The sequence below is a fragment of the Lentzea roselyniae genome (assembly GCF_039537795.1).
Taxonomy (GTDB): domain Bacteria; phylum Actinomycetota; class Actinomycetes; order Mycobacteriales; family Pseudonocardiaceae; genus Lentzea; species Lentzea atacamensis.
In genome coordinates this window covers 41747-63881 of sequence record NZ_BAABBE010000035.1, presented here as the reverse complement: position 1 = coordinate 63881, position 22135 = coordinate 41747, and the positions used below count along the sequence as shown (strand labels likewise).

Below are 22135 nucleotides of genomic sequence, written 5' to 3'. Positions count from 1 at the left end.
GCTGCCGGGAGGCTCTCAGAGGGGACCTTCGGGGGATCGATCCGGGAGCCGCGCTCTGCCAGCATGAGCGCCATGTACTCCGACCGCGCCCTAGTCATCGGCGCCGGCTTCGCGGGACTGCTGGCGGCCAGGGTGTTGTCCGAGTCGTACGGCGACGTCGTGCTCGTGGAGCGCGATCAGATCACCGTGGACACCGAACACCGCGCAGGCATCCCGCAGGCCCACCACCCGCACGCGCTGCTGGCCCGCGGCGCCGAGGCGCTGGAAGCTCTCTTCCCCAAGCTGGGCGCGGAACTCGCGGCCGCGGGCGCGGTCGAGGCCGACCTCGGCAGCGACTTCATGAGCCGCGCCCCCGCCGGGTGGGCACCGCGCGACCCCATCGGCCTGAAGGTCCACTCGATGACACGGGTGACGATCGAACAGATCATCCGGCGCAGGGTGCTCAAGCTGCCCAACGTGTCCCTTGTGGACGGTGTCACGATCGACGGCCTGCTGCACGACCGCGGCACGGTCACCGGCGTGCATGGCAGGCGGGCCGACGAGCCCTACACCGACTACGCGGACCTCGTGGTCGACGCGTCCGGCCGCACCAGCAAGCTCGTCTCGTGGCTCGCGGAGTTCGGCGTGCACTGCCCGGCGCCGATGATCGTGAACGGCCACCTCGCCTACACCTCACGCCTCTACCACGTGAACCACGACCTCAAGCTCGACTGGAAGACCGCCTACGAGATCACGCACGCCCCCACCACCAGACGCGGCGGCGCGGTGTCCACAGTGGACGACGGTCTGTGGTTCGTGACCCTGTTCGGCGCGGGCGGCGACGCCGCCCCGACCGACGAGGACGGCTTCCTCGCCTACGCCACCACGCTCGAGTGCCAGGACATCGCCGAGATCATCAAGACGGCGACCCCGGCGTCAGCGATCCACCACGCCCCCAACCTGCGCAGCCGCTGGAACCGCTTTCACAAGGTCCCGAACTGGCCGCGCGGCCTGCTCGCCCTCGGTGACTCGGTCGTCTCGCTCAACCCCGTCTACGGCCACGGCATGACCCTCGCCGCCCTCAACTGCACCGACCTGCGAAACCTGCTCGAGGACCACGACCTGGCCAACGAGCCGCTCGTCTTCCAGCGCGCGGTCGCCAAGTCCGCCCAGATCCCGTGGACCTCCGCGACCACCACCGACCTCGGCTGGAGCCAGCGGAAACTGCCGCGGAGCACGCGGTTCACGCAGTGGTACGCCCGCCACCTGTTCGAGGTCATCCCCGGCAACCCGCAGGTCTACCGCGCCTTCATCCGCGTCTCGCAGATGGTCGACCACCCGGCGGCACTCTTCCGGCCCGCCGTTCTGCGCCGAGTGCTGTGGAGCGCCCTCAGCGGATCGCGCCCTCGGGCCAGAGAACGGTGACCGGCACACCTCGCGACCGCGCATAGGCGACCACATCAGCAGTGCCACCGGGTCCGCGGCCGGGCTGCCCGTCCCACACGGCCAGCAACGCGTCGGACTCGTCGACCATCCGTTTGCCCGCCTCCATGTACGCGTGCGGGTCGGGCGTGACGAACGGCAGTTGCACGACCTTGGCCGCCTGCGTGAGCAACCTGTCGTAGACGGGCCGGTAATCCTCAGGCAGCGACTCGCGATACCTCACCGCGGGCAGCACGGCAACGAGCGCACCGCCGGCGTCCAGCACAGCCTGCGCGAACACGGCGTCGGCGCCGTCTGCCAGGCACGACACACCACCGACATCGCCGCTCTCGGCCACGGCGGCACGGATCATCCGATCAATCTCCGCCTCCAGCTCGGCCGAGAGGCCGCGATGTCCTGTGATGGCGAGCTGCGTCATCTGGGCAGGATAGGCGGCCACCACGAGATCAGGCCGCCGGACACAGCGCACTTGGCGGCTGAGCCTCTCAGCCGCGCTTCCGCTCTGCGAATTCCTTTGCGACAGCCGTGTAGTGGACGTTCGTCATGATCCCGAGGATGTTCCCGAACGGGTCCACGACGGACGCCGTCACGTACCCCTCACCGCGCACCCGCGGCTCGTCGTGCGTCTTCGCACCGAGCTCGTGCAGCCGGGCGAACGTCGCCTCGAGATCGTCGACCGCCCAGAACAGGATCGCACCGGCCGGACCGTCCGACGGCGTCACCTCGAACTTCCGCTGTGCCAGCCCCAGCTCGGCCAGGTAGTCGCCGAGACGGAACTCGACGTACCCGAGCTCCCCCTCCGGCGTGCGCCCCTCGAAGTAGGCCTCGATCCCGAGGAACGACGTGTACCAGGCGCGCGCCGCCTCCAGGTCGTCGGCGTAGTAGGTCACAGTCGACATGCCTCGCAACATCGCGAATCCCTTCAGAAAAAATCTCGGTGTCGGGATTCAGCCTCGGCCGTAAAGTGCTCATCTGGTGAGCACTTTGATGAGGAACCTCGGAACATGCGCGCAGACCGTCTCGTCGCCACGTTGCTGCTGATGCAGGCCAGAGGCCGCATCACCGCCGCTGAGCTGGCAAAAGAGCTCGAAGTGTCCACCGCCACCGCCCGCCGCGACCTCGAGGCGCTGTCCACCGCGGGTGTCCCCGTGTACCCCCAGCCGGGCCGCGGCGGCGGCTGGTCGCTCATCGGCGGGGCCCGCACCGACCTGAGCGGGCTGACCGCGGCGGAGGCGCAGGCGTTGTTCCTGATCGCCGGACCGGCCGCTTCCGTTGCGCCGCAGGTGAAATCGGCACTGAGGAAGCTGGTGCGCGCACTGCCGCAGACGTTCCGCGCCGAAGCGGAAGCCGCGGCGTCCGCCGTCGTCGTCGACACCGCGGGCTGGGGCGACGACACGAAGGACCGGCCGGTGCTGGTGTCGGTGCTGCAACAGGCCGTGGTGCAGCAGATCAAGGTCCGCCTGACCTACCAGAAGCGCGGCTCGGCACCCACCGGGCGCGTGGTCGACCCGTGGGGACTCGTCGACAAGGACGGCATCTGGTACTTCGTCGCCGGCACCCCGGACGGCCAGCGGACGTTCCGGATCGACCGGATCCTCGGTGCGACCCTGACCGGCACGCCGTCGACGAAGCCGCCCGACTTCGAGCTGACGAAGGCGTGGGACTCGGTCGTCACGGAGGTCGAGCAACGCCGTTCGGAGACCGCGGCGATCATGCTGGTGCCCGCCCGGTTCGTGAAGATCTTCCAGCACATGCACGGCCGCCACTGCACGGTGCTCGCGAACATCGGCGAGCACGTCCGGGTGCAGCTGACCGCACCGCGCCCGCTCGACATCGCCCGCAACGTCGCCGGGTGGGGCGGCCTGATCACCGTCGAGTCACCGGACTCGGTGCAGGAGCACCTCGCACGCATCGGCGCCGAGCTGGTCAGCCGATACCCACCTGCTTCTCCAGCCGGTCCAGCCGAGTCATGATCATCTGCAGCACCTTGGCCGCGTCCGGCGCGGCCTGCTGCTGCTTCTTCAGGTGCACGATGCCGGCGAGCGCGGTCTGCACGGCACGGCGCGTGCCCTTGAGGTCGGCGCCGTGCTCGCGGAGCACCTCGCCGCCCTTGCCGTCGGGTTCGGCGATGATGCCGAGCAGAAGGTGCTCGCAGCCCACGTAGTTGTGCCCCAGCGACATCGCCTCGACCACGGCCAGTTCCAGCGCGTTGACCGCGTCCTGGGCGAAGCCGGTCCCCTCGCCGGGCGAGGACGGAAAACTCAGCGTCCGCGGGTCGATGTCGATCGCGCGCAGCACGTCCAGACCGAGGTTGGCGCCCTCCTCGACGAGCGCCCGCCCCAGCTCCGCGGTGGTCACCACGGGCGACTCGGCCGCGCGACGGATCACGGTGCGCAGCCGCTCGGTGAGCTGCGAGCCCCGGTCGCCGTCGAGATCCGCGACCGTGAGCCCGCGCACCGAGGTGAGCCGCTTGACCGACACCTCGAGCGCGCGCTGACAGATCGCCGAGACCGGAATGTTCAGTTCCTTCACCGTTTCGGCCAGGTCATCGGGCAGGTACACGTTGATTTTCGGCATAACCCTATATGTACCCCCATGTAGGGTTACAGTCAATGGCAAACGCGGCAACCGTCACACTTGCGGGTGATCAAAGGTGACGGGAGCGCGGGCGTGGAGGAGAAGAGCAGGCTCATCGGGAGCCGCTACCGGTTGCAGGAGAAGATCGGTCAGGGGGCGATGGGAGTCGTCTGGCAGGCCTACGACGAGCAACTGCATCGCGTGGTCGCGGCAAAGGAGCTGCTCGCGCTCGACGGCCTCGACGACGCCAAGATCGAACGCGCCAAGGCCAGGGCCATGCGCGAGGCCCGGCTGGCCGCGCGGCTCGAACACCCGAACGCCATCCGCGTCTACGACGTCGTGGAGGAGGACGGTCAGCCCTGGCTGATCATGGAGTACCTCCCCTCCCGCAGTCTCGCCGCCGTGATCGCCGAACAGGGCTCGCTGCCGCCCCGCGAGGTCGCCCGCATCGGCTGCTACACCGCCGCCGCCCTCGCCGCCGCGCACCGCCACGGCATCCAGCACCGCGACGTGAAGCCCGGCAACATCCTGATCGGCGACCAGGAAGTCAAGATCACGGACTTCGGCATCTCCCGCGCCACCGACGACGGCACCGCCACCGCGACCGGCACCGTCGGCACGCCCGCCTTCTTCTCCCCCGAGGTCGCCCGCGGCGACGACGCCGGTTTCCCCTCCGACGTCTTCTCGCTCGGCGCCACGCTCTACAACGCCGTCGAGGGCGCCCCTCCGTTCGGCGCCGCGGACAACCACATCGCGATGCTCCACCGGGTGGCGAGCGGTTCGTTCATGCCGCCGGCCAGTGCCGGGCCGCTGCTGTCCCCCGTGCTGTTCCGGCTGCTGGCCAACGACCCGGAGCGGCGGCCGACCATGGAGGAGGCCGTGCACCTGCTGGCCGCCGTGGTGAACGAGTCGCCGCAGGTGTCCGAGGCGACCGCCGTCATTCCGGCCACGGTCGAGCTTCCGGTCGAGGCCCAGCCGGAGGAGAAGGCCAAGCAGGAGGCGAGCGCGGCCGCCGCCGGGCTGGTGGCCGGAGCCGCTGCCGCCGAGGCCGCCAAGCTCACGGCGCCCGAGCCGCAGCCAGAGCCGCAGCCAGAGCCGGAGCCCGAGCCGCAGCCGGAACCCGAGCCCGAGCCCGAGCCCGCGGTGGCAGCACCCGTAGAACCTGTTGCCACACAAGAGGAACCGGCACCCGTCGCCCCGATCCCCGCCCAGCCGGAACCCGAGGAGAAGCGGCGCAAGTTCCCGCTGGTCCCCATCGGGATCGTGATCCTCGTGCTGGCCGTGGGCATCGGCTCGTTCCTGTTGTGGCCCAAGGGCGGCAACCAGAACAACGCGGCCACCCCGCCGACCTCCGGCACCTCGAACGCGCCCACCACGAGCCAGTCCCAGCCGCAGTCGCAGTCGCCGACGGAAACGCCGGCACAGCCCACGACCCAGCCCCAGCCAAACCCTCAGACGAGCACGCCGAACCCCGGCCAGACGCCTCCGCCGGCCCCTCAGACCGCACAGCAGGCCATCGAGGCGTACTACGCGCTGATCCCCAACGACCTGCAGACCGGCTGGTCGCTGCTCACCGACAGCTTCAAGGCCAGCCGCCGCAACCTGACCTTCGAGGGCTACCAGTCGTTCTGGCGCCAGTACACGGGCGTCCAGGTGTCGAACCCGGAACCGCAGGGCGACAACGTCGTGACGGTGACAGTGCAGTACATGCAAGGCGGCAGTGTCGCCATGACCGAGCGCCACACGTACACGCTCGTTCAGCAGAACGGCAAGTGGATGATCGACAGGCAGGTGCCATGACCCGGCACGCACTCGTCACCGGAGCCTCGCGCGGCATCGGTGCCGCCATCGCCCACGCCCTCGCGGACAAGGGCCACCGGATCGCCGTCCACTTCCGGTCCGACCCGGCCGCGGCGGAAGCAGTCGCCGCGAACCTGCCAGGAGACGGTCACGTCACCGTGCAGGGCGATCTCGGTGCCGGCCAGGCCGAGCAGATCGTCGGCGAGACGGTCGAGAAGCTCGGCGGGCTCGACGTCCTGGTCAACAACGCGGGCATCTACTTCCACCACCCGATCACGACGACCAGCTTCGGCGAATGGCAGGAAGCCTGGCGCCGCACCATCGAGCTCAACCTGTTCGGCCCCGCCGACCTCGCCTGGCACGCGGTCCGGCAGATGACCGAGGGTGGCCGGATCATCAACATCGGCTCCAGGGGCGCCTACCGCGGCGAACCCGACGCCCCGGCGTACGGGGCGGCGAAGGCCGGGCTGCACGCGATGACCCAGTCGCTCGCGCAATCCCTTGCGCCGCAGGGCATCGCGGTCGCCGGTGTCGCGCCGGGCTTCGTCCGCACCGAGATGGTCACCGATTTCCTCGCCGGCCCCGAGGGCGACGCGATCCGGGCGCAGAGCCCGTTCCACCGCGTCGCCGAGCCCGAGGAGGTGGCCGCGGCGGTCGCGTGGCTCGCGCAACCGGAAGCGGTGTGGGCCAGCGGCACGATCATCGACGTGAACGGCGCGTCCTACCTCCGCTGATTCCCCGGAAGGCGACCGGAACTGGTTCCGGTCGCTTGTTGATCTTCCCGGCAACCGGTCTAGACCACTAACGTCGCGGTGGGCGCACGACGAAGTGGAAGGCAACCCCTGCAATGCGTTCACTCCGATCTCGCCTCGGCGCCGTCAGCCACGCGCTGGCCGCGACCGCGGCGACACTGACGGTCATCGCGCCGGCCGCGCAGGCCGCGTATCCCCCGGGTTTCAAGAGCGTCGGCTACCAGCCGTCGTGGTCCAGCAACGTCAGCACCATCCCGTACAACAAGCTCACGCACATCAACTACGCGTTCGTGCTGCCGAACGCGAACGGCACGCTCCAAGGCGTCCCTGAGCCCGGCAGGCTGCAGCAGCTGGTGAGCCTCGGCCACCAGAACGGTGTGAAGGTCTCGATCGCGGTCGGCGGCTGGAACAACGGCAACGACGACAACTTCGAGATCCTGGCCGCCAACGCGAACAGCCGCACCACGTTCGTGAACGCCCTGATCAACGTCGTCAACCAGTACAACCTCGACGGCGTCGACATGGACTGGGAGTACCCGGACCCCGGCGTCGAGGGCGACAACTTCACCCTGCTGATGCGGCAGCTTGGCGACGCACTGCACAGCAGGGGCAAGCTGCTCACGGCCGCGGTCGTCAGCGAGGGCTCCGTGGCGAACGGTGTGCAGCCCGCGGTGTTCGGCATCGTCGACTGGCTGAACATCATGGCCTACGACGGCGGCAGCCCGCACGCGAACTACGACTGGTCGATCAACAGCGTCAACTTCTGGAAGAACCGCGGTCTGCCGGCGAGCAAGGCGGTTCTGGGCGTGCCCTTCTACAGCCGTCCGACCTACATCTCCTACCGCGACCTCGTCGCGCAGGACCCGGCCAACGCCAACCGCGACTGCTACAACGGCAACTGCTACAACGGCCTGCCGACGATCCGCCGCAAGACCACGTGGGCGATGTCGAACGCGGGCGGCGTCATGAACTGGGAGCTCTCCCAGGACACCACCAACAGCACCAGCCTGCTCAACGCCATCTGGGAAACCGCGTCCGGAGGCAACCCGAACCCGCCCACCGGCGGCACGATCACCGGCTACGGCGGCAAGTGCGTCGACGTGGCGGGCGCGAACTCCGCCAACGGCACCGCGGTTCAGCTCTGGACGTGCAACGGCACCAACGCCCAGCAGTGGACCCGCAACGGCAACACGGTGCGCGCCCTGGGCAAGTGCCTCGACGCGTCCGGCACGGCCAACGGCGCCGTGACACAGATCTGGGACTGCACCGGCGCGCCGAACCAGCAGTGGACCTCCGAGGCCAACGGCCAGCTGCGCAACGTGGGGTCGGGCAGATGCCTCGACGCCACCGGCCCCAGCTCGGCGGACGGCACCAGGCTCCAGCTCTGGGACTGCGCCGGCACCGCCAACCAGCAGTGGCGCTTCAACTGAGTCTCCGGCCCGATGACGCGGGCGATGATCCCTCACCGGGATCATCGCCCGCCGTACGATCTGTGCCGTGGCACCCAGCCTGGAAAACCTGCTGGTCGTGGGCATCGCGTCGAGCGCGCTGTTCGACCTCTCCGCGTCCGACGCCGTCTTCCACTCCGAAGGCGAGCACGCCTACCGCGCCTACCAGGAAGCGCACCTCGACGAGCCGTTCGCGCCGGGGGTAGCGTTCCCGTTCATCCGCCGGCTGCTGCAGCTCAACTCGTTGGGACCGCTGGTCGAGGTCATCGTGCTGTCGCGCAACTCCCCCGACACGGGCCTGCGCATCCTCCGCTCGGCCGCCCACCACGGGCTCACGATCACGCGCGCGATCTTCACCGAGGGACGCGCACCTCACGAGTTCATGCCGGCGCTGAACATGTCGCTGTTCCTGTCCGCTCACGAGAACGACGTCCGCAAGGCGACTCTGGCCGGCATGCCCGCCGGTCAGGTCCTCAAGTCGTCGTTCAAGGACGACGACGACCCGGCGTTGAGGATCGCGTTCGACTTCGACGGCGTGCTGGCGGACGACGCGGCGGAGCGGGTCTACCAGAGCGGCGGGCTCGACCAGTTCCAGGAACACGAGGCCACGAACGTCGTCACGCCGCTCGATCCCGGTCCACTGAGGAACTTCCTCGCGGGCATCAACCGGATCCAGCGGCAGGCCGAGAACCGGATCCGCGTCTCGGTGGTCACGGCCAGGTCGGCACCGGCACACGAGCGCGCGATCAACAGCCTCAAGGCGTGGGGACTGACGGTGAACGACGCGTTCTTCCTGGGAGGCCTCAGGAAGGCCCCGATCCTCGACGTCCTCAAGCCGCACATCTTCTTCGACGACCAGCGCGGGCACCTGATCCAGACCGTGCCGTGCGTGCACATCCCCTTCGGGGTCACCAACGAAACGTGACCTCGACATGAGTAGCTGTACTCATGACAGTCCGGGTGTGACGCAGGACTCTCAGGATCATGACTACTTCTACGCCCCCGCACACGCCGACGACCGGTGCCTTCTACATGCAGGCGGTCCTCTCGTTCGGGCTCTCGCTGACCGCCGTCGGCATCGGAGTCGTCTTCCTGCCCGTCGACGGATGGGTGCGCGCATTCCTGGGAATCGCGATGCTCTACACGGTCACGTCGGCGTTCACGCTGGCCAAGGTGATCAGGGACCGGCAGGAGGACACCTACATCACGAGCCGGGTGGACAGAGCGCGGCTGGACAAGCTGCTGGCCGAGCACGACCCGTTCAAACTCGACGCGGCCTGATCAGAGGAGGCCGAGCGGGCCGGGGGCGGGGAGGCCGAACTGCCCGGCGAAGTCCACAACGAGGCGGGGAACCCGTTCACCGCAGCCAGACTCGGCAACGCACCGCCGGATCCGCCGTACACGCGCACCAGCCGTGGTGCAGCAGCATCCCGCCACTGTTCAGCACGACCGCGCCCAGCAGAGACCGCGCTGTCACCTGCAGCTGCAGCAGCGTCGTGCGACACGCCGAACTGACCGGCGGCGGCACCACGCACTCGGTGGCGCCCTTCGGCGATGCCTCGCACAAGGTCCCCAGGAACGCAGAAGAGCCCGGCCACACCGTGACCGGGCCCTCCCGTCCAACCACCAGTGCCGCGACAGCCAGCCTTCGCCGCGTCTTCGACGCTCAGCGGGCCACCTCGCGGCACCGGTCCCGCGCCCCGGTACAACCAGTACAGGGACGCGGGGCCGGCACCACGATGCGGCCGTCTGACCGCCGAACACGGGGCAAAGGCCGACTGCCACGGCACTAGCGAGCGATACCGTCCTCGATCGCCTTGATGATCGCCGGCCTCAGCTCGGCAGCCGAGATGATCGCGTCGACCGACCCGACCTCGACCGCGCGCTGCACGCTGTGCACCCGGTCGAACTCGGCGGCCATCTCGTTCAGCTTCTCCGTCCGCACCGACTGACGCGTCGCCGTCAGCTCGGCGGTCAGGGCCGCCCGCTCGGCACCGGTGGCCTCGGCGACCGAGGCCTCCAGCTTCTTCACGCGCGGGTCGTTGGCGGTGCGGCCGTCGACCTCGCGGGCGAACACCACGGCCGCGGCGGGTGCGCCGCCGATGACCGAGGCGTACGAGCCCTCGACCGCGAGCACCGTCATGGACGGGTTCAGGGCCTTGGAGAAGACCACGAACGCGCCGCCGTGGTAGCGCGAGATCACGCAGAACACGATCGGGCCGACGAAGTTGACGATCGCGCGGCCGATCTCCGCGCCGTACTCCAGCTGGAGTTCGCGCATCGACTCCGGGGAGCCGTCGAAGCCGGACAGGTTCGCGAGCACCACGAGCGGCCGGTTGCCCGAGGCCGCGTTGATCGCGCGGGCCGCCTTCTTCGACGACTTCGGGAACAGCGTGCCGGCGGTGTAGGTGTCCGGGCCGTCGGTGGGCGGGAAGCCGGTGCGGGGCACGCCGCGCGACTCGATGCCCAGCAGCGTCACGGGAATGCCGCCGAGGTGCACGTCCTGGACGACCGCGGTGTCGGCCTCCGCCATGCCCGCCCAGCGCTCCAGCACGTCGTGGTCCTGGTCGGACAGCGCGCGCATGACCGTGCGGATGTCGAACGGCTTCTTGCGGTCCGGGTTCGCCTCGATCGAGAAGATCTCGCCGACCGTCGCGAAAGGACTGTCACCGACGACGTGCGGGTAGGAGGAGACGTCACGGGAAACGGGGTCCGAAGTCGGCACCCGGCGCGGGCCCGGCTCGCCCGGCGCGATGTAGCTGTGCTCGTAGTGAGCCAGCAGCACGTCGAACGCGGCGCGGAGGTTCGGTGCCCAGTACTGCGCCTGGCCGTTCGGGCCCATGACGCGGTCGTAGCCGCCGATGCCGTAGTTGTCCTCGGCCGAGACACCGCCGGAGAAGTCCAGCGCCTGCTTGCCGGTCAGCACCATGGCCGAGTCCGGAGTCATGACGAGGATGCCCTTGGTGTGCATGAGCATCGTGGCCTCGGCGTTCCAGTACGGCTGGGCGCCGACGTTGATGCCGTTGACCACCACGTTGATCTCGCCACCGGCCTGGGTGAACTCGACGATCCGCTTCAGAGCGGCGGCGACCCAGTCCATGTTCTCGACGCCGGAGCTCATCGAGATCTTGGCGCCGGAGGACAGCGAGAACCACTCCAGCGGAACGGAGAGCTCCGAGGCCAGGTCCAGGGCGTGGATCACGCGGGTGCACTCGGGCTCGGCCAGCGCACCCAGCGACTTGGTCGGGTCGCCGAGCAGCACGACGCGCTTCATGCCTTCTGGGTAAGCGGGGGTGGGCGTCGTCACCACACCGACGACGATGCCCGCCTTGTTGCCGCCGCGCGGGCGGTCGACCGGCACGAGAGCGCCGTCGACGAGGTCGTGCTCCACGAAGGACCCGCCGTCGCCGGCGAGCATGTCGACCAGCTCGTACGGGTAGATCGTGCCGCGCGACTGGGCGCGCAGGACGTTCTGGCGGTAGTCGTCGAGCGGCTGGATCGGCTCGGCCGGCGGCTGCACGAACGAGAACGACACACCGGCGCCCGCGTCGTTGGCGATGCGCACTCCGATGTCGGTGAGCTCACCGGAGACGGGATCCTTGCGGCGCGCCAGGAACAGGACCTCTTCCAGGTCCAGGCCCGTGGTCGTCGGCAGCACGCGCGAGCCGACCGCGTCGAGGTCCTTCGAGGACAGGTCGGTCGGCGGCCACGCGTACAGCACGACCCGGTTGGTGGCCAGGCGAGTCCGGCCACCCGCCTGCGCACGAGCGCGCCTGATTCCGTCGAGACACGTGGCCAGCACGTCCTCGGCGGCGGGCAGAGCCACGATCCGGCCGTCGTCGTCCCGCAGCGGCGTGAGGTCGCGCACCTGGCCCAGAGCGACGAGCCGCTCGTCGGACTTGTTCGCCTTGGCGACCGCGCGGAACAGGTAGACGTCCTCGTCCAGCGACGGCAGGCGGGTGAGGTCGAACTCCCGCAACCGCTCCAGCTGCATGCGTTCGGCGATGCGCGGGTGCAGCCCGCGCACCAGCCTCTCCTCGGCGAACCCGTTGGAAGACGGGCGGAACGTGAAGTGGTGGTGCATCGACTCGCCACGGCGGCCCGCCACCGTGGTGGTGATGCGGGTGATCGTCGGCGGGAGCTGGTGCGCGGCCAGCGCCGCGCCCAGGCCGGCGGCCATCTCGTCCTGGTCGGTCGGGCCGTCGGGCCAGTTGACGTAGAGGTCGGCGACGACGGGGCGTCCGTCGGCGTGCTTCACCACGTCGCCGATGGCCTCCGACAGCGCGGGGAACTCCACGGCGGACGAGACGAGGCGGGTCTGCTCCGGCTCGTTCTCCGCGATGAAGAACGCACCGTTCACGCGCGGGTTCTCCAGCGCCTTCTTGGTGTAGTAGCGGCGCGCCAGCACCTCCAGCAACGGGGTGTTGTCCGCGCCGGGCTTGCCGATGCGCTGGCCGAGCAGGCGCACCAGCGGTTCCGCGGACGCCACCATCGCCGCGATCCGCTCCTCGCGGTCGGCGGCCTGGGGCTGCGCGTCGAGGTGGATCAGGTGCCTGCGGACCTCGCTGTGCACGCGGGCGCGGTTGCGGCGCACCAGCGGCTGCGCGAACCACGTGAACACGACGCTGCGGGCCAGGTCGGCCACGGCCGGGTAGCGGACCTGCGTCGCGGCGACGATGTGCTCCAGCACCAGGCCGACCTGCACCCGCTCGGACTCGACCGGCGGCGCCTCCTGCACCCACTGGCGCAGCAGGGTCGTCGCGACGGCCGCGTCGAACACACCGCGGCGCAGCGCCACGAAGATGCGGAAGACGGCCTGCTCCAGCTCCGGCGTGCGCTCCAGCTCGGCGATGCCGTAGTGGCCGAGCACGTTCCGCAGCCGGGCGCGGAAGCTCTCCGGCAGCGCGGCGCGGTCGGCGTCCAGCGTCTTCAGGTACGTGTGGAAGTGCTCGCGCGGCGAGTGGATGTGGTTCTCCGGCTTGCTCTCCTCGCCGGCCGGGCGGTTGCGCGAGAGGTCGCACAGGTCGGCGAAGATGCCGAGCAGCTTGGCCTCGGCGACGAGCGGCCGCTCCGGCAGGTCGTGCCGCGCGCCCATGTAGTCCGCCAGCACGCGCTCGGTGTCGGCGGCCGTGGTGTCGAAGCCCAGCAACAGGTTGCGCAGGTCTTCGAGACCGCGCGCGGCGAGCTCCTCCGGCTGGACGTCGGTGCGCGGGGCGGGCAGCTCCAGCTCGACGGAGGACTCGGACTTCTGCACCTCGACGGCGCCGTCCGCGTCCTCGATCTCCTCCAGCTTCAGCAGCGCGCCACCGGCGGGCACCTGGGTGCCTACGACGACGTTGAGCTCCTTGAGGCGGGCGCGGAACGGCGCGCGCAGCACCGTCTCCATCTTCATCGCCTCGAGCACCAGAACCGGTGCGCCGGCCTCAACCTCGGCACCGACCTCCAGCGGGGTCGCGACTACCAGCGCCGGCATCGGCGAGCGGAGCACACCGCCCTCGTCGCGGGTGACGCGGTGCGTGACACCGTCGACCTCGACCTGGTGGACCGGGCCCGAAGTGCCGGTGACGACACGGAATCGCGTGCCGTTCACGGTGATCTGGCCGACGTGGTGGTCGAAGCGCTCGACGTCGACGTCACCGGTCAGCACGGCATCGGAGTCCGCAGCGGACACACCCACGCGGTACTTGGTGGCACCGATGCGGGCGACCCGCACCACGTACGGCTGGCCGCGCAGCACGAACTCCAGCTTGCGCGCGCCCTCGTGGTTCGTGCGCGGCTGGCCACCGTGCGCGGACGCCAGCAGCTCGGTGCGGTTGATCTGCTCCTCGTCCTCGTACACCTCGATGCCAGCCGCCGCGAGGGCGATCGCGGAGTGGCGGTGCGAGATCAGGCCGCCGTCGGCGCGGACGCGGTCGATCCAGGAGGTGTCGGCGGAGCCGTCGATCACGGCGGGCTCGTCGAGCAGGTCCAGCACGAAGCTCTTGTTGGTCGTGCCGCCCTCGATGATGACGGTCGTCTCGGCCATGGCGCGGCGCAGCTTGCCGAGCGCCTCGTCGCGGTTGCGGCCGTACGCGATGATCTTCGCGATCATCGAGTCGAAGTCGGCGGGGATCTGCGAGCCCTCCGCGACACCGGTGTCGACGCGGATGCCTGGGCCCGCGGGCAGCTCGAGACGGACGATCTTGCCGGGGCACGGCGCGAAGTCGCGGTCCGGGTCCTCCGCGTTCAGCCGGGCCTCGACGGCGTGGCCGAGCTCGGCCGGCTTGGCGCCTTCGAGCCTGCCGCCGCCCGCGACGTGCAGCTGTGCCTTGACCAGGTCGAAGCCCGTGGTGATCTCGGTGATCGGGTGCTCGACCTGCAGGCGGGTGTTGACCTCCAGGAACGCGAAGAGCTTCTCACCGGGGTGGTAGAGGAACTCGACGGTGCAGGCGCCGCGGTAGCCGACCGCGTTCGCGAGCCGCTCCGCCGACGCCTTGAGGTCCTCGACCTGATGCGGCTCCAGCACGCAGGACGCCGACTCCTCGATGATCTTCTGGTTGCGCCGCTGCACCGAGCAGTCGCGAACGCCGAGCGCCCACGCCGTGCCCTGGCCGTCGGCGATGACCTGCACCTCGACGTGGCGGGCGCCGGTGACGAGGCGCTCCAGGAACATCACGCCGGAGCCGAACGCGCGCTCGGCCTCCATGCTGGTGCGGTCGAAGTTCTCCTCCAGCTCCTCCGGCGAGGTGATCTTGCGGATGCCTCGGCCGCCACCACCGGCGGTCGCCTTCAGCATCAACGGGTAGGTGACCTCCTCGGCCACCTTCAGGGCGTGCTCGAGGTTCTCGACGGCACCGCGGCTCCACGGCGCGACGGGAACGCCGACCTCCTCGGCGATCAGCTTCGAGCCGATCTTGTCACCGAGCTTGCGCATGGCCTCGGCCGACGGGCCGACGAACGTGACGCCGACCTTCTCGCACAGCTCGGCGAACTCCGGGATCTCTGCGACGAAGCCCCAGCCGACCCACGCGGCGTCGGCCTTCGTCTCGACGAGCGCGGTCTCCAGCACCTTCAGGTTGAGGTACGGACGGTCCGCCGCCAGGCCGAGGTTGTAGGCGAGGTCGGCTTCCCTCACGAAGGGCGCCGACTTGTCGACATCGGTGTACAGGGCGACGGTCTCGATCCGTTCCCCTGACTCGGCGGCGAGCTCACGGACGGCGTGGATCAGCCGCATTGCGGCTTCCCCGCGGTTGACGATCGCTACACGACTGAACAACGACTTGACTCCTCGCGGACGCACAAACCTCAGCGGCAGTCGCCGCCCAATCGATGTACACACTCTCGTCTACTACCCGGTAGGAAAACCGCTGGATCGAAGCGAGTTGAGCAGCGTGCTTTGTATGAAACCAACAAGCAACCAGGTCCTCGGCACAGGATCACTTGAGTCCGTGTCCCAGCTCACGGTCCGGTCCCGCCTTCACCTTCGACCACCCGACCCCGGCGGCGAACACGAGCGGTAACGCCGTGATCACCAGGGCGGCCTGCACCGACCACGCGTCGGCCAGCACTCCCCCGGCCAGCGCACCGGTCGGCTGCCCCACCCCGAAGGTCACCATGCGTCCCACCAGGTTGACCCTGCCCTGCAGGTGATCAGGGGTCGCGAGCTGGCGCACCGTCAGCCCGTTGACGATGACGACCGTCGAGGTCAGTCCCCACAACGCGGTGCCGGCGACCGCGAGCCACCACTGATCCACCCCCACCAGCAACGCCATGACACCCGCGCCGGCGGACAGCCCGATCGTCGTGACGTGCCGGGGCTCGCAGGCGCCACTGATCCTCGGCATGAGGACGATCGCGGCGAACGACCCGGCGGCCAGGGCGCTGAACAACACCCCGATCCGCGCGTCGGTGCCGGGCACACCGAAGACCCGGAAGGCGTAGACGACGATGAGCCCGGACACCGCGCCGCCCGCGATCGCCTGACCGATCCCCAGGGCGGTGAAGAGCCGGACTGTGGGTTCCCTCCACAGGAACTCGAGCCCTTCTCTGATGTCGGCCCAGAGCGTGCTCCGCGGTTTCCCGGTTTTGCTGAGAGGTCTCAGAATCATTCGGACGAGCGCCGCGGACACGGCGAAGCTGACGGCGTCGAGCGCCATGGCTCCCGCCGGTCCGATGACGACGATCAGCACGCCGGCCGCCGACGGCGCGACGATGTGCACGGCGGTGGCGGCACTCCAGATCGCGCTGTTGGCACGGACGAGGTTGCGGCAGCCGACGAGCGCGGGCACGGCCCCGAAGTTGGCCGCGTCGAACCACACCCCGACGCTCGCCACGCCCGCGGCGACCAGCAGCAGGTGCAGCGGGGTCAGCGCGTCCAGAGCGGCCGCCACCGGCACGCTCGCGAGGAGCCCGGCGCTGACGAGGTCCGTGCAGACCATGACCGTGCGCCGGTCCGTCCGGTCGACGAGGGCACCCGCGAACAGACCGAACACGAGGTAGGGCGCGGCCGTGAGAGCCGCCAGCGCACCCGTGTACACGGCGCTGCCGGTGAGCGAGTACATGAGGACGGGCAGCGCGACGCCCGACACCGCGGACCCCGCGGTCGAGATCACCCTGGCGAGCCAGAGCTTCCCGAACTCGCGGTCGGTCCACAGCGTCAACCGGTCAGGCTTGCGGAACTCGGATCACGCTCCCCGGATGGATCACGTTGGGGTCCGTGATGACGTGCGGGTTGGCGCGCACCAGCCGCGTGTAGAGGTTGCCGGAGCCGTAGAACTGCGTGGCGATCCCCCACAGGGTGTCGCCCGGCTGGATCGTGTACTCCTGGTAGACGCGGTACCCCGGCACGATCCGCGGCCCGTAGACGACGGGCACGATCACCTTGTCGAGCTCCGCGCCGTCCTTCGGCGACACCCAGAACACCTCGACGAAGAGCCGGTCGAGCGCGAACGAGGCGCCCGACACGTCCGCACTCACCTGGAACTGGCCGTGGCCACCGGTCCCGTCACCGGCCATGAACCCGCCGACGACCTCGTCGTGACCCTCGTGGATCCGGTAGTTGAACTGCGCCTCGAACGCCCCGCCGGCGGTACCGGCGATCTGGACGTGGCTCCCGACCAGGCCGAGGGGCCGTGGCTGCTGGACATCGATCGACATCGCTGTTCCCCCTTCCTCTCCCCTGGTAAGTCGCGGGGAGGAAGGGGGTCGTTGCCAGGGGTCACCCCGGTGGCGCAACGGCTGGTGGTGGAGGACGGAGTCGAACCGCCTTTGCCGGAGCTCCCGTTTTACAGACGGGCGGGGCTCCACAGCCCCATCTCCACCATTGTGCAAACCTATTTTCTGACCGTCTGAGCTGCGCAGACACCGATATGTTGACGTCACCCGCCAGGCTCATCAACCTGTTTTCACGAAACGAGTTCCGACACGGGCGCGATATCCGGGACGTGAAGGTGGTGGGACGCGGCCGCGAGCTCGCGCTGGTGAGGTCGTGGCTGGCGGCGGAGACGGGCGGGCTGGTGCTGTGCGGCGGTGAGCCCGGCATCGGCAAGACCCGGCTGGCCCAGGAGCTCGCCGGGCACGCGCTCGCGCTGGGCCGTGAGGTCGTGTGGGGACACTGCGTCGAAACCGAAGGCGCACCGGCGTTCTGGCCGTGGCGGCAGGTCCTGAAGGCGGCGGGCGCCGGCCCGGACGACGTGCTCGCCCACGACGCCGAGGTGCCGCAGGACAGGTTCCGCGTGTTCGACGCGATCGCGACCGCGCTGGACCGCGACGGCCTCGTGATCATCGTCGAGGACGTCCACTGGGCCGACCAGGCGTCGCTGCTGGTGCTCGCCCACCTCGCCACACAGCTCCGCACCGTGCTGATCTTCGCGACGTTCCGCGATCCGTGCCCGGCCGTCGCGGACCTCATGCGCTCCGCCGTCCGCATCGACCTGCACGGCCTGTCCGCCGACGAGGTGGCCGAGCTGGTCGGGCCTGAGCACGCGGCTGCCGTCACCTCGTTGACCGGCGGAAACCCGTTGTTCGTCACGGAGATCGCCCGCGCGGTCGGTGACGGCACGTGGCGGCAGGACCAGCCGCCACGCAGCGTCCGCGACATCGTCACCGCCCGGCTCGCCCGGCTCAGCCCGCCCGCGCGGGAGCTGATCAAGACCGCCGCCCTGATCGGCCGCGACTTCGACCTCGATCTCGCGGCGGGGGCTTCCGGCCTGCCGATCAGCGTGCTGGACGAGGCGGCGACGCTGATCGACGCCACCGGCCACCGGTTCGTGCACGCGCTGACCCGTGACGCCGTCGAGGCGTCCCTCACCACCGCCGAACGCCGCGCGATCCACCGCCGGATCGCCGAGGTGATGACGGCCAGCACGCACTACGCCGACGTCGCCCGGCACTGGAACGCTTGCGGCGCAACGGAAGAAGCTCGTGTGTGGACGATTCGCGCCGCCGAGGACGCGGTACGGCGGCTGGCCTACGAGGAAGGCGCGCGGCTCTACCGCGTGGCGGCGTCCATCGAGGACAGCTGCGAGGTTCAGGTCGCGCTGGGCAGAGCCGCGTGCTTCGCCGGTGATCTCGCGGAGTGCGTGCGGGCCGCCCAGCGCGCGGCCGAGCTGGCGGTGACACCGGAGCAGATCGCCGAAGCTGCCCTGGTCCTCGAAGCCGCACCAGGCGCCGGCGTCAACGCGGTGGCGACCCCGTTGTGCGACAACGCACTCCGCCACGAGGTCAGCCCCGCCACCCGCGCCCGGTTGCTCGCCCAGCGCAGTCACCTCGCGTTCTACCGCGGCGAACAGCACCGCCTCGACGAGCTCAGCCGGGAGGCCCTCGGCCTGGCGCGGCGCAGCGGCGACGACCGCGCGCTCGCCGAGGCCCTGCACGCCCGGCAGGAGGCCTGCCCCGGTCCGGCGGGCCGCGCGGAACGGCTCGTGCTCGCCACCGAGATGATCGACCTCGCTCACCGCACCCGCAGCCCGCGCGGGGCGATGTGGGGCTCGCTGTGGCGCATCCACGCGCTGATCGAGAGCGGGGAACTCGCCGCGGCGCAGGAAGAACTGCCCGCGCTGGCGCTGGCGTGCGACCGGGTCGGCGGTCAGGTGCCGGTCTGGCACCTGGAGGTCGTGACGGCCTGCCTCGCTCAGGCACAGGGCCGGTTCGCCGAGGCCCAGGAGGTCGGGCGGCGGGCCTACGACCGCATGCGGGTGATCGAACGCGAACCGGCGTCCGGCGCGTACTTCGCGTTGCAGTGCGGGCTGGCGTGCCACCTCGGCGTCTCCGAGGACGGTCTCGCCCTCGCCCGTCACTTCCACGACCCGCCACCCCGCTTCCACCTGATGTCGAAGGTGACGCGGGCGTTCCTGTTGCTGCGCGCGCGTTTCCCGGAGGAGGCCGCCGAGTGGTACAGCCGCGCCGGGCCGGTGCGGGAGTGGGACCTGCCGGCGTTCTTCGTGGTTCCCGGCCTGGTCGACGCCGTGCTCGTCACCTCAGGGCTGGGCCTGCTCGACGACCTCGCCGAGGTCCTGCCTCGCCTGGAGACGTTCCGCGGCGAGCACGCCGCCGGCAACGGCGTCGCCTACATGGGCCCGGTGTCGCTGGCGCTCGGCCGCGGGCAGCTCGCGCTGGGCCGTCCGGCGGAAGCGGCTGCCGACCTCGCCCGGGCCGTGGACGAGGCGTCGAAGGCGGGTGCCCCGGCGTTCGCGGCCGAGGCCCGCCGGCTCCTCGCCACCGCGTTGCGCGCACTGGGCGAGGACGCAGACGCCGTGCAGCGCGCCGCCGACCGCGCCATCCGCGACCTCGGCATGACCGCCTTCACGACGACCGAGCTGAGCAGCCGCGAGCACGAGGTCGCCCGCCTCGTCACCGACGGCATGACCAACCGTCAGATCGCGAAGCGGCTCGTCATCTCCGAGCGCACCGCGCAGAACCACGTCCAGCACATCCTCACCGAGCTCGGTTTCAGCACCCGCAGCCAGATCGCGGCGTGGATGAGTACCCGTCCGAGTACTCCGGCGGATGGCTGACCAGCTGGAACTTCCTAGGTTCGTGAGCACACGACCTCAGGAGGAACACCATGTGGCTCACCATCGCGACCCCGCCCATCAAGTCGCTCGAGCAGCTCGACAAGGCGATGAGCTCGGGCGTCCCGGACGGCCTCAGGGCCCGCTACGCCTGCCAGACCGACGGGGAGTTCCGGGTCATCGCCGTCTGGCAGTCCAAGGAGCACGCCGACCGCTTCTTCCGCGAGGTGCTGGGCCCCGTCCTCGCCCGCGTGCTCGGCCCGGAACCCGCCGGCGCGCCCAGCGTCACCGGCATGGAGGTGCTCCGGGAGTTCATCCCGGCCAACGCGGGGTAACCGCCCTGCATGCGACCAGTACAAAAGGCTGCGGCAGTGGTCGGCGCGGCGTTTCTGCTCGTCGGAGTGCTCGGGTTCATTCCGGGCATCACCTCGGACTACGACGAGATGAGCTTCGCCGGCCATTCCGGCGCCCTTCTCCTCGGCGTCTTCGCCGTCTCCGTGCTGCACAACCTCGTGCACCTGCTGTTCGGCGTCCTCGGCCTGTTCTCGGCAAAGCTCCGCGGCACGGCGAGGCTGTTCCTGATGGCCGGCGGCGGCCTCTACGTGCTGCTGTGGGTGTGGGGTTCGGCGATCGGCGAGCACACGCGCGCGAACTTCCTGCCGGTCAACACCGCCGACAACTGGCTGCACCTCGGCCTCGGCGCCGGGATGATCCTGCTCGGCATCGCGGTGACCGCGACCGAACGCGCCCGCAGCGACTCACCCGTCAATTGAGCGTGGCGATCGAGATGTTCAAGGCCCCCGCGAAGCTCACCCACGCCAGGTAGGGCACCAGCAGCAGCGCGGCGGCCTTGCTGCGCCACCAGAACACGACCACCAACGACGCGATCGACAGCCACAGCACCACGATCTCGGCGAACGCGGCCTCGTGCCAGCCGAGCCCGAAGAACAACGGCGTCCACGCCGCGTTCAGCACCAGCTGCACACCGAACAGCGTCAGTTCGGCCTTCGTGGCACCACGCCGCCACGCCAGCCAGCCGGACAACGCGATCAGCCCGTACAGCACCGTCCACACCGGACCGAACAACGACGCGGGCGGTGCCCACGACGGCCGGCGCAGCGCCAGGTACTCCGCTCCCGCCGACACCGAGAACAACGACCCGACCACGGCGGTCACGACGACCGCCGCGAGGAACACGAGCAGCACCCGCACAGGGTGATGGCGCAACGGCAACGCGGTCATGAGGTACTCCCGGCAGACAGGGCGCGGACAACGGCGAGCACCGCGGTCGGCGAGGCCCATGCCCCGGAGTCTAGATTCGATTCAAAATCGTTTCAACAGCGGTGCTGAGCGTGCCCACCCGCTCGACGCCGTCCGGCAGCGGCACACCGTCCCACCCCGGCCCGCCGACCAGCACACCGGACAGCTCCGCCAACGGCACCTGCTCCGCGTACGCCTGGACGTGCGCCCACACGAACAAGACCCGCGGCTGCACCCGGTTCGCCGCGCTCACCAGCGCGGTGGCCGGAACGCGGGCACCGAGGTTGCGGGACACGCACCCCTGTTCGGCGAGCGCCGCCGCGAGCACGTCCAGCGGCAGGCTGTGCTGCTCGTCAGGTGCACACGCCAGCAACACCGCCGGCTTCCCCAGCGCCACCCCGGACACCCGCATCGCGTCGGAGATGCTGCTGCTGGCGACGTGTTCGACCTCGATCCCGCAGGCGGTCGACGAGATCTCGTCGCCGAGCGCGATCAGGAACGGCATCAGCACCGCGTCCCACGTGTGCACGACGCCGTGGCGGGCGATCAGGCCGACCGCGACCCTGCGCATCCGCGCCGCGTCGAGCAGATCCGCGGCGGCCTCGAAGTCCAGGTCCCCCGACGGCAGCAGCGAGGCGGCCGCCGACGCGGGAGCGACCCCGGACGCGGTCAGCTCGACCATGCGCTTCAGGCGCTCGACGTCGTCCTCGCTGTAGCGGCGGTGCTTGCCCTCGTGCCGCGTGCTGGGCCCGAGGCCGTACCGACGGTCCCACGTGCGCAGGGTCGTCGGCGAGATGCCGAGCATCCGCGCGACCGCGCCCGCACTCCACTCCACCGCTCACCTCCACCGCATCGATTTTGAATCGTATGCGGGCGGGAGTCAGTT

Annotated in this window: 19 protein-coding genes and 1 tRNA gene; 10 read left to right on the top strand and 10 right to left on the bottom strand. The window is 70.1% G+C overall.

Annotation, left to right across the window (positions count from 1 at the left end; genetic code table 11):
- Positions 1-72 precede the first annotated feature (72 nt).
- The gene (locus tag ABFX45_RS39155; protein WP_346135819.1) at positions 73-1404 is read left to right on the top strand and encodes an FAD-dependent oxidoreductase; all 1332 of its coding nucleotides are present in this window, start codon (positions 73-75) and stop codon (positions 1402-1404) included.
- Here ABFX45_RS39155 and ABFX45_RS39150 read toward each other — a convergent pair.
- Both ABFX45_RS39150 and ABFX45_RS39145 read right to left on the bottom strand, forming a co-directional pair.
- Positions 1370-1840, bottom strand: a complete 471-nt coding sequence (locus ABFX45_RS39150; protein ID WP_346135817.1) for a hypothetical protein — start codon at positions 1838-1840, stop codon at positions 1370-1372. The genes ABFX45_RS39155 and ABFX45_RS39150 overlap by 35 nt on opposite strands.
- 67 nt (positions 1841-1907) lie before the next feature.
- Positions 1908-2321 (bottom strand): VOC family protein, encoded by a 414-nt coding sequence (locus ABFX45_RS39145; protein WP_233441895.1) that lies wholly within the window; start codon positions 2319-2321, stop codon positions 1908-1910.
- A gap of 105 nt (positions 2322-2426) precedes the next feature.
- On the opposite strand from ABFX45_RS39145, the gene ABFX45_RS39140 reads away from it, so the two are divergent.
- Positions 2427-3395 (top strand): helix-turn-helix transcriptional regulator, encoded by a 969-nt coding sequence (locus ABFX45_RS39140; RefSeq protein WP_346135814.1) that lies wholly within the window; start codon positions 2427-2429, stop codon positions 3393-3395.
- Here ABFX45_RS39140 and ABFX45_RS39135 read toward each other — a convergent pair.
- Positions 3349-3999 carry a Clp protease N-terminal domain-containing protein gene (locus ABFX45_RS39135; RefSeq protein WP_346135812.1) on the bottom strand — a complete coding sequence of 217 codons (651 nt, stop codon included), beginning with the start codon at positions 3997-3999 and terminating at the stop codon, positions 3349-3351. The two genes, ABFX45_RS39140 and ABFX45_RS39135, sit on opposite strands and share 47 nt — an antisense overlap.
- A 66-nt stretch (positions 4000-4065) precedes the next feature.
- On the opposite strand from ABFX45_RS39135, the gene ABFX45_RS39130 reads away from it, so the two are divergent.
- The 5 genes from ABFX45_RS39130 to ABFX45_RS39110 all read left to right on the top strand — a co-directional run bounded on the left by ABFX45_RS39130 (position 4066) and on the right by ABFX45_RS39110 (position 9280).
- Complete coding sequence (locus ABFX45_RS39130; RefSeq protein WP_346135810.1) at positions 4066-5799, top strand: protein kinase domain-containing protein; 1734 nt, start codon at positions 4066-4068, stop codon at positions 5797-5799.
- Positions 5796-6533 carry an SDR family NAD(P)-dependent oxidoreductase gene (locus ABFX45_RS39125; protein WP_346135808.1) on the top strand — a complete coding sequence of 246 codons (738 nt, stop codon included), beginning with the start codon at positions 5796-5798 and terminating at the stop codon, positions 6531-6533. Before ABFX45_RS39130 ends, ABFX45_RS39125 begins: the two co-directional genes overlap by 4 nt.
- 113 nt (positions 6534-6646) lie before the next feature.
- Positions 6647-7981 carry a glycosyl hydrolase family 18 protein gene (locus ABFX45_RS39120; RefSeq protein WP_346135806.1) on the top strand — a complete coding sequence of 445 codons (1335 nt, stop codon included), beginning with the start codon at positions 6647-6649 and terminating at the stop codon, positions 7979-7981.
- A 67-nt stretch (positions 7982-8048) separates the two neighbouring features.
- Entirely contained in the window at positions 8049-8924 is an 876-nt protein-coding gene (locus tag ABFX45_RS39115) for a 5'-nucleotidase (protein WP_346135804.1), read from the top strand.
- 59 nt (positions 8925-8983) lie between these two features.
- Positions 8984-9280: a YiaA/YiaB family inner membrane protein gene (locus tag ABFX45_RS39110; protein WP_109641380.1), complete on the top strand. Its 297-nt coding sequence runs from the start codon at positions 8984-8986 to the stop codon at positions 9278-9280.
- Between the two features lie 76 nt (positions 9281-9356).
- Here the strand turns inward: ABFX45_RS39110 and ABFX45_RS39105 are convergent, their stop codons facing one another.
- The 5 genes from ABFX45_RS39105 to ABFX45_RS39085 form a co-directional block, all read right to left on the bottom strand.
- Positions 9357-9626 (bottom strand): DUF2625 family protein, encoded by a 270-nt coding sequence (locus ABFX45_RS39105; RefSeq protein ID WP_346135803.1) that lies wholly within the window; start codon positions 9624-9626, stop codon positions 9357-9359.
- A 162-nt stretch (positions 9627-9788) separates the two neighbouring features.
- Positions 9789-15254 carry an ATP-binding protein gene (locus tag ABFX45_RS39100; protein WP_346135801.1) on the bottom strand — a complete coding sequence of 1822 codons (5466 nt, stop codon included), beginning with the start codon at positions 15252-15254 and terminating at the stop codon, positions 9789-9791.
- A gap of 160 nt (positions 15255-15414) precedes the next feature.
- Positions 15415-16638 (bottom strand): MFS transporter, encoded by a 1224-nt coding sequence (locus tag ABFX45_RS39095; protein ID WP_109641382.1) that lies wholly within the window; start codon positions 16636-16638, stop codon positions 15415-15417.
- A 4-nt stretch (positions 16639-16642) separates the two neighbouring features.
- Positions 16643-17134: a Gmad2 immunoglobulin-like domain-containing protein gene (locus ABFX45_RS39090; RefSeq protein ID WP_109641383.1), complete on the bottom strand. Its 492-nt coding sequence runs from the start codon at positions 17132-17134 to the stop codon at positions 16643-16645.
- An 82-nt stretch (positions 17135-17216) separates the two neighbouring features.
- Positions 17217-17299: transfer RNA gene (locus ABFX45_RS39085), tRNA-Tyr, on the bottom strand.
- A 122-nt stretch (positions 17300-17421) separates the two neighbouring features.
- Between ABFX45_RS39085 and ABFX45_RS39080 the strand changes: the two genes are divergently transcribed.
- From ABFX45_RS39080 to ABFX45_RS39070, 3 genes are read left to right on the top strand one after another with little or no spacing between them, the layout of a single operon-like run.
- Complete coding sequence (locus ABFX45_RS39080; RefSeq protein WP_346135798.1) at positions 17422-19992, top strand: ATP-binding protein; 2571 nt, start codon at positions 17422-17424, stop codon at positions 19990-19992.
- 50 nt (positions 19993-20042) lie between these two features.
- Complete coding sequence (locus tag ABFX45_RS39075; RefSeq protein ID WP_109641385.1) at positions 20043-20324, top strand: hypothetical protein; 282 nt, start codon at positions 20043-20045, stop codon at positions 20322-20324.
- A gap of 9 nt (positions 20325-20333) precedes the next feature.
- Positions 20334-20762, top strand: a complete 429-nt coding sequence (locus ABFX45_RS39070) for a DUF4383 domain-containing protein (protein WP_109641386.1) — start codon at positions 20334-20336, stop codon at positions 20760-20762.
- Here ABFX45_RS39070 and ABFX45_RS39065 read toward each other — a convergent pair.
- Both ABFX45_RS39065 and ABFX45_RS39060 read right to left on the bottom strand, forming a co-directional pair.
- On the bottom strand, positions 20755-21291 hold the full coding sequence (locus ABFX45_RS39065) for a TspO/MBR family protein (protein WP_346135796.1): 537 nt from the start codon (positions 21289-21291) through the stop codon (positions 20755-20757). The genes ABFX45_RS39070 and ABFX45_RS39065 overlap by 8 nt on opposite strands.
- A gap of 10 nt (positions 21292-21301) precedes the next feature.
- Entirely contained in the window at positions 21302-22084 is a 783-nt protein-coding gene (locus ABFX45_RS39060; RefSeq protein WP_346135794.1) for a MerR family transcriptional regulator, read from the bottom strand.
- Positions 22085-22135 lie beyond the last annotated feature (51 nt).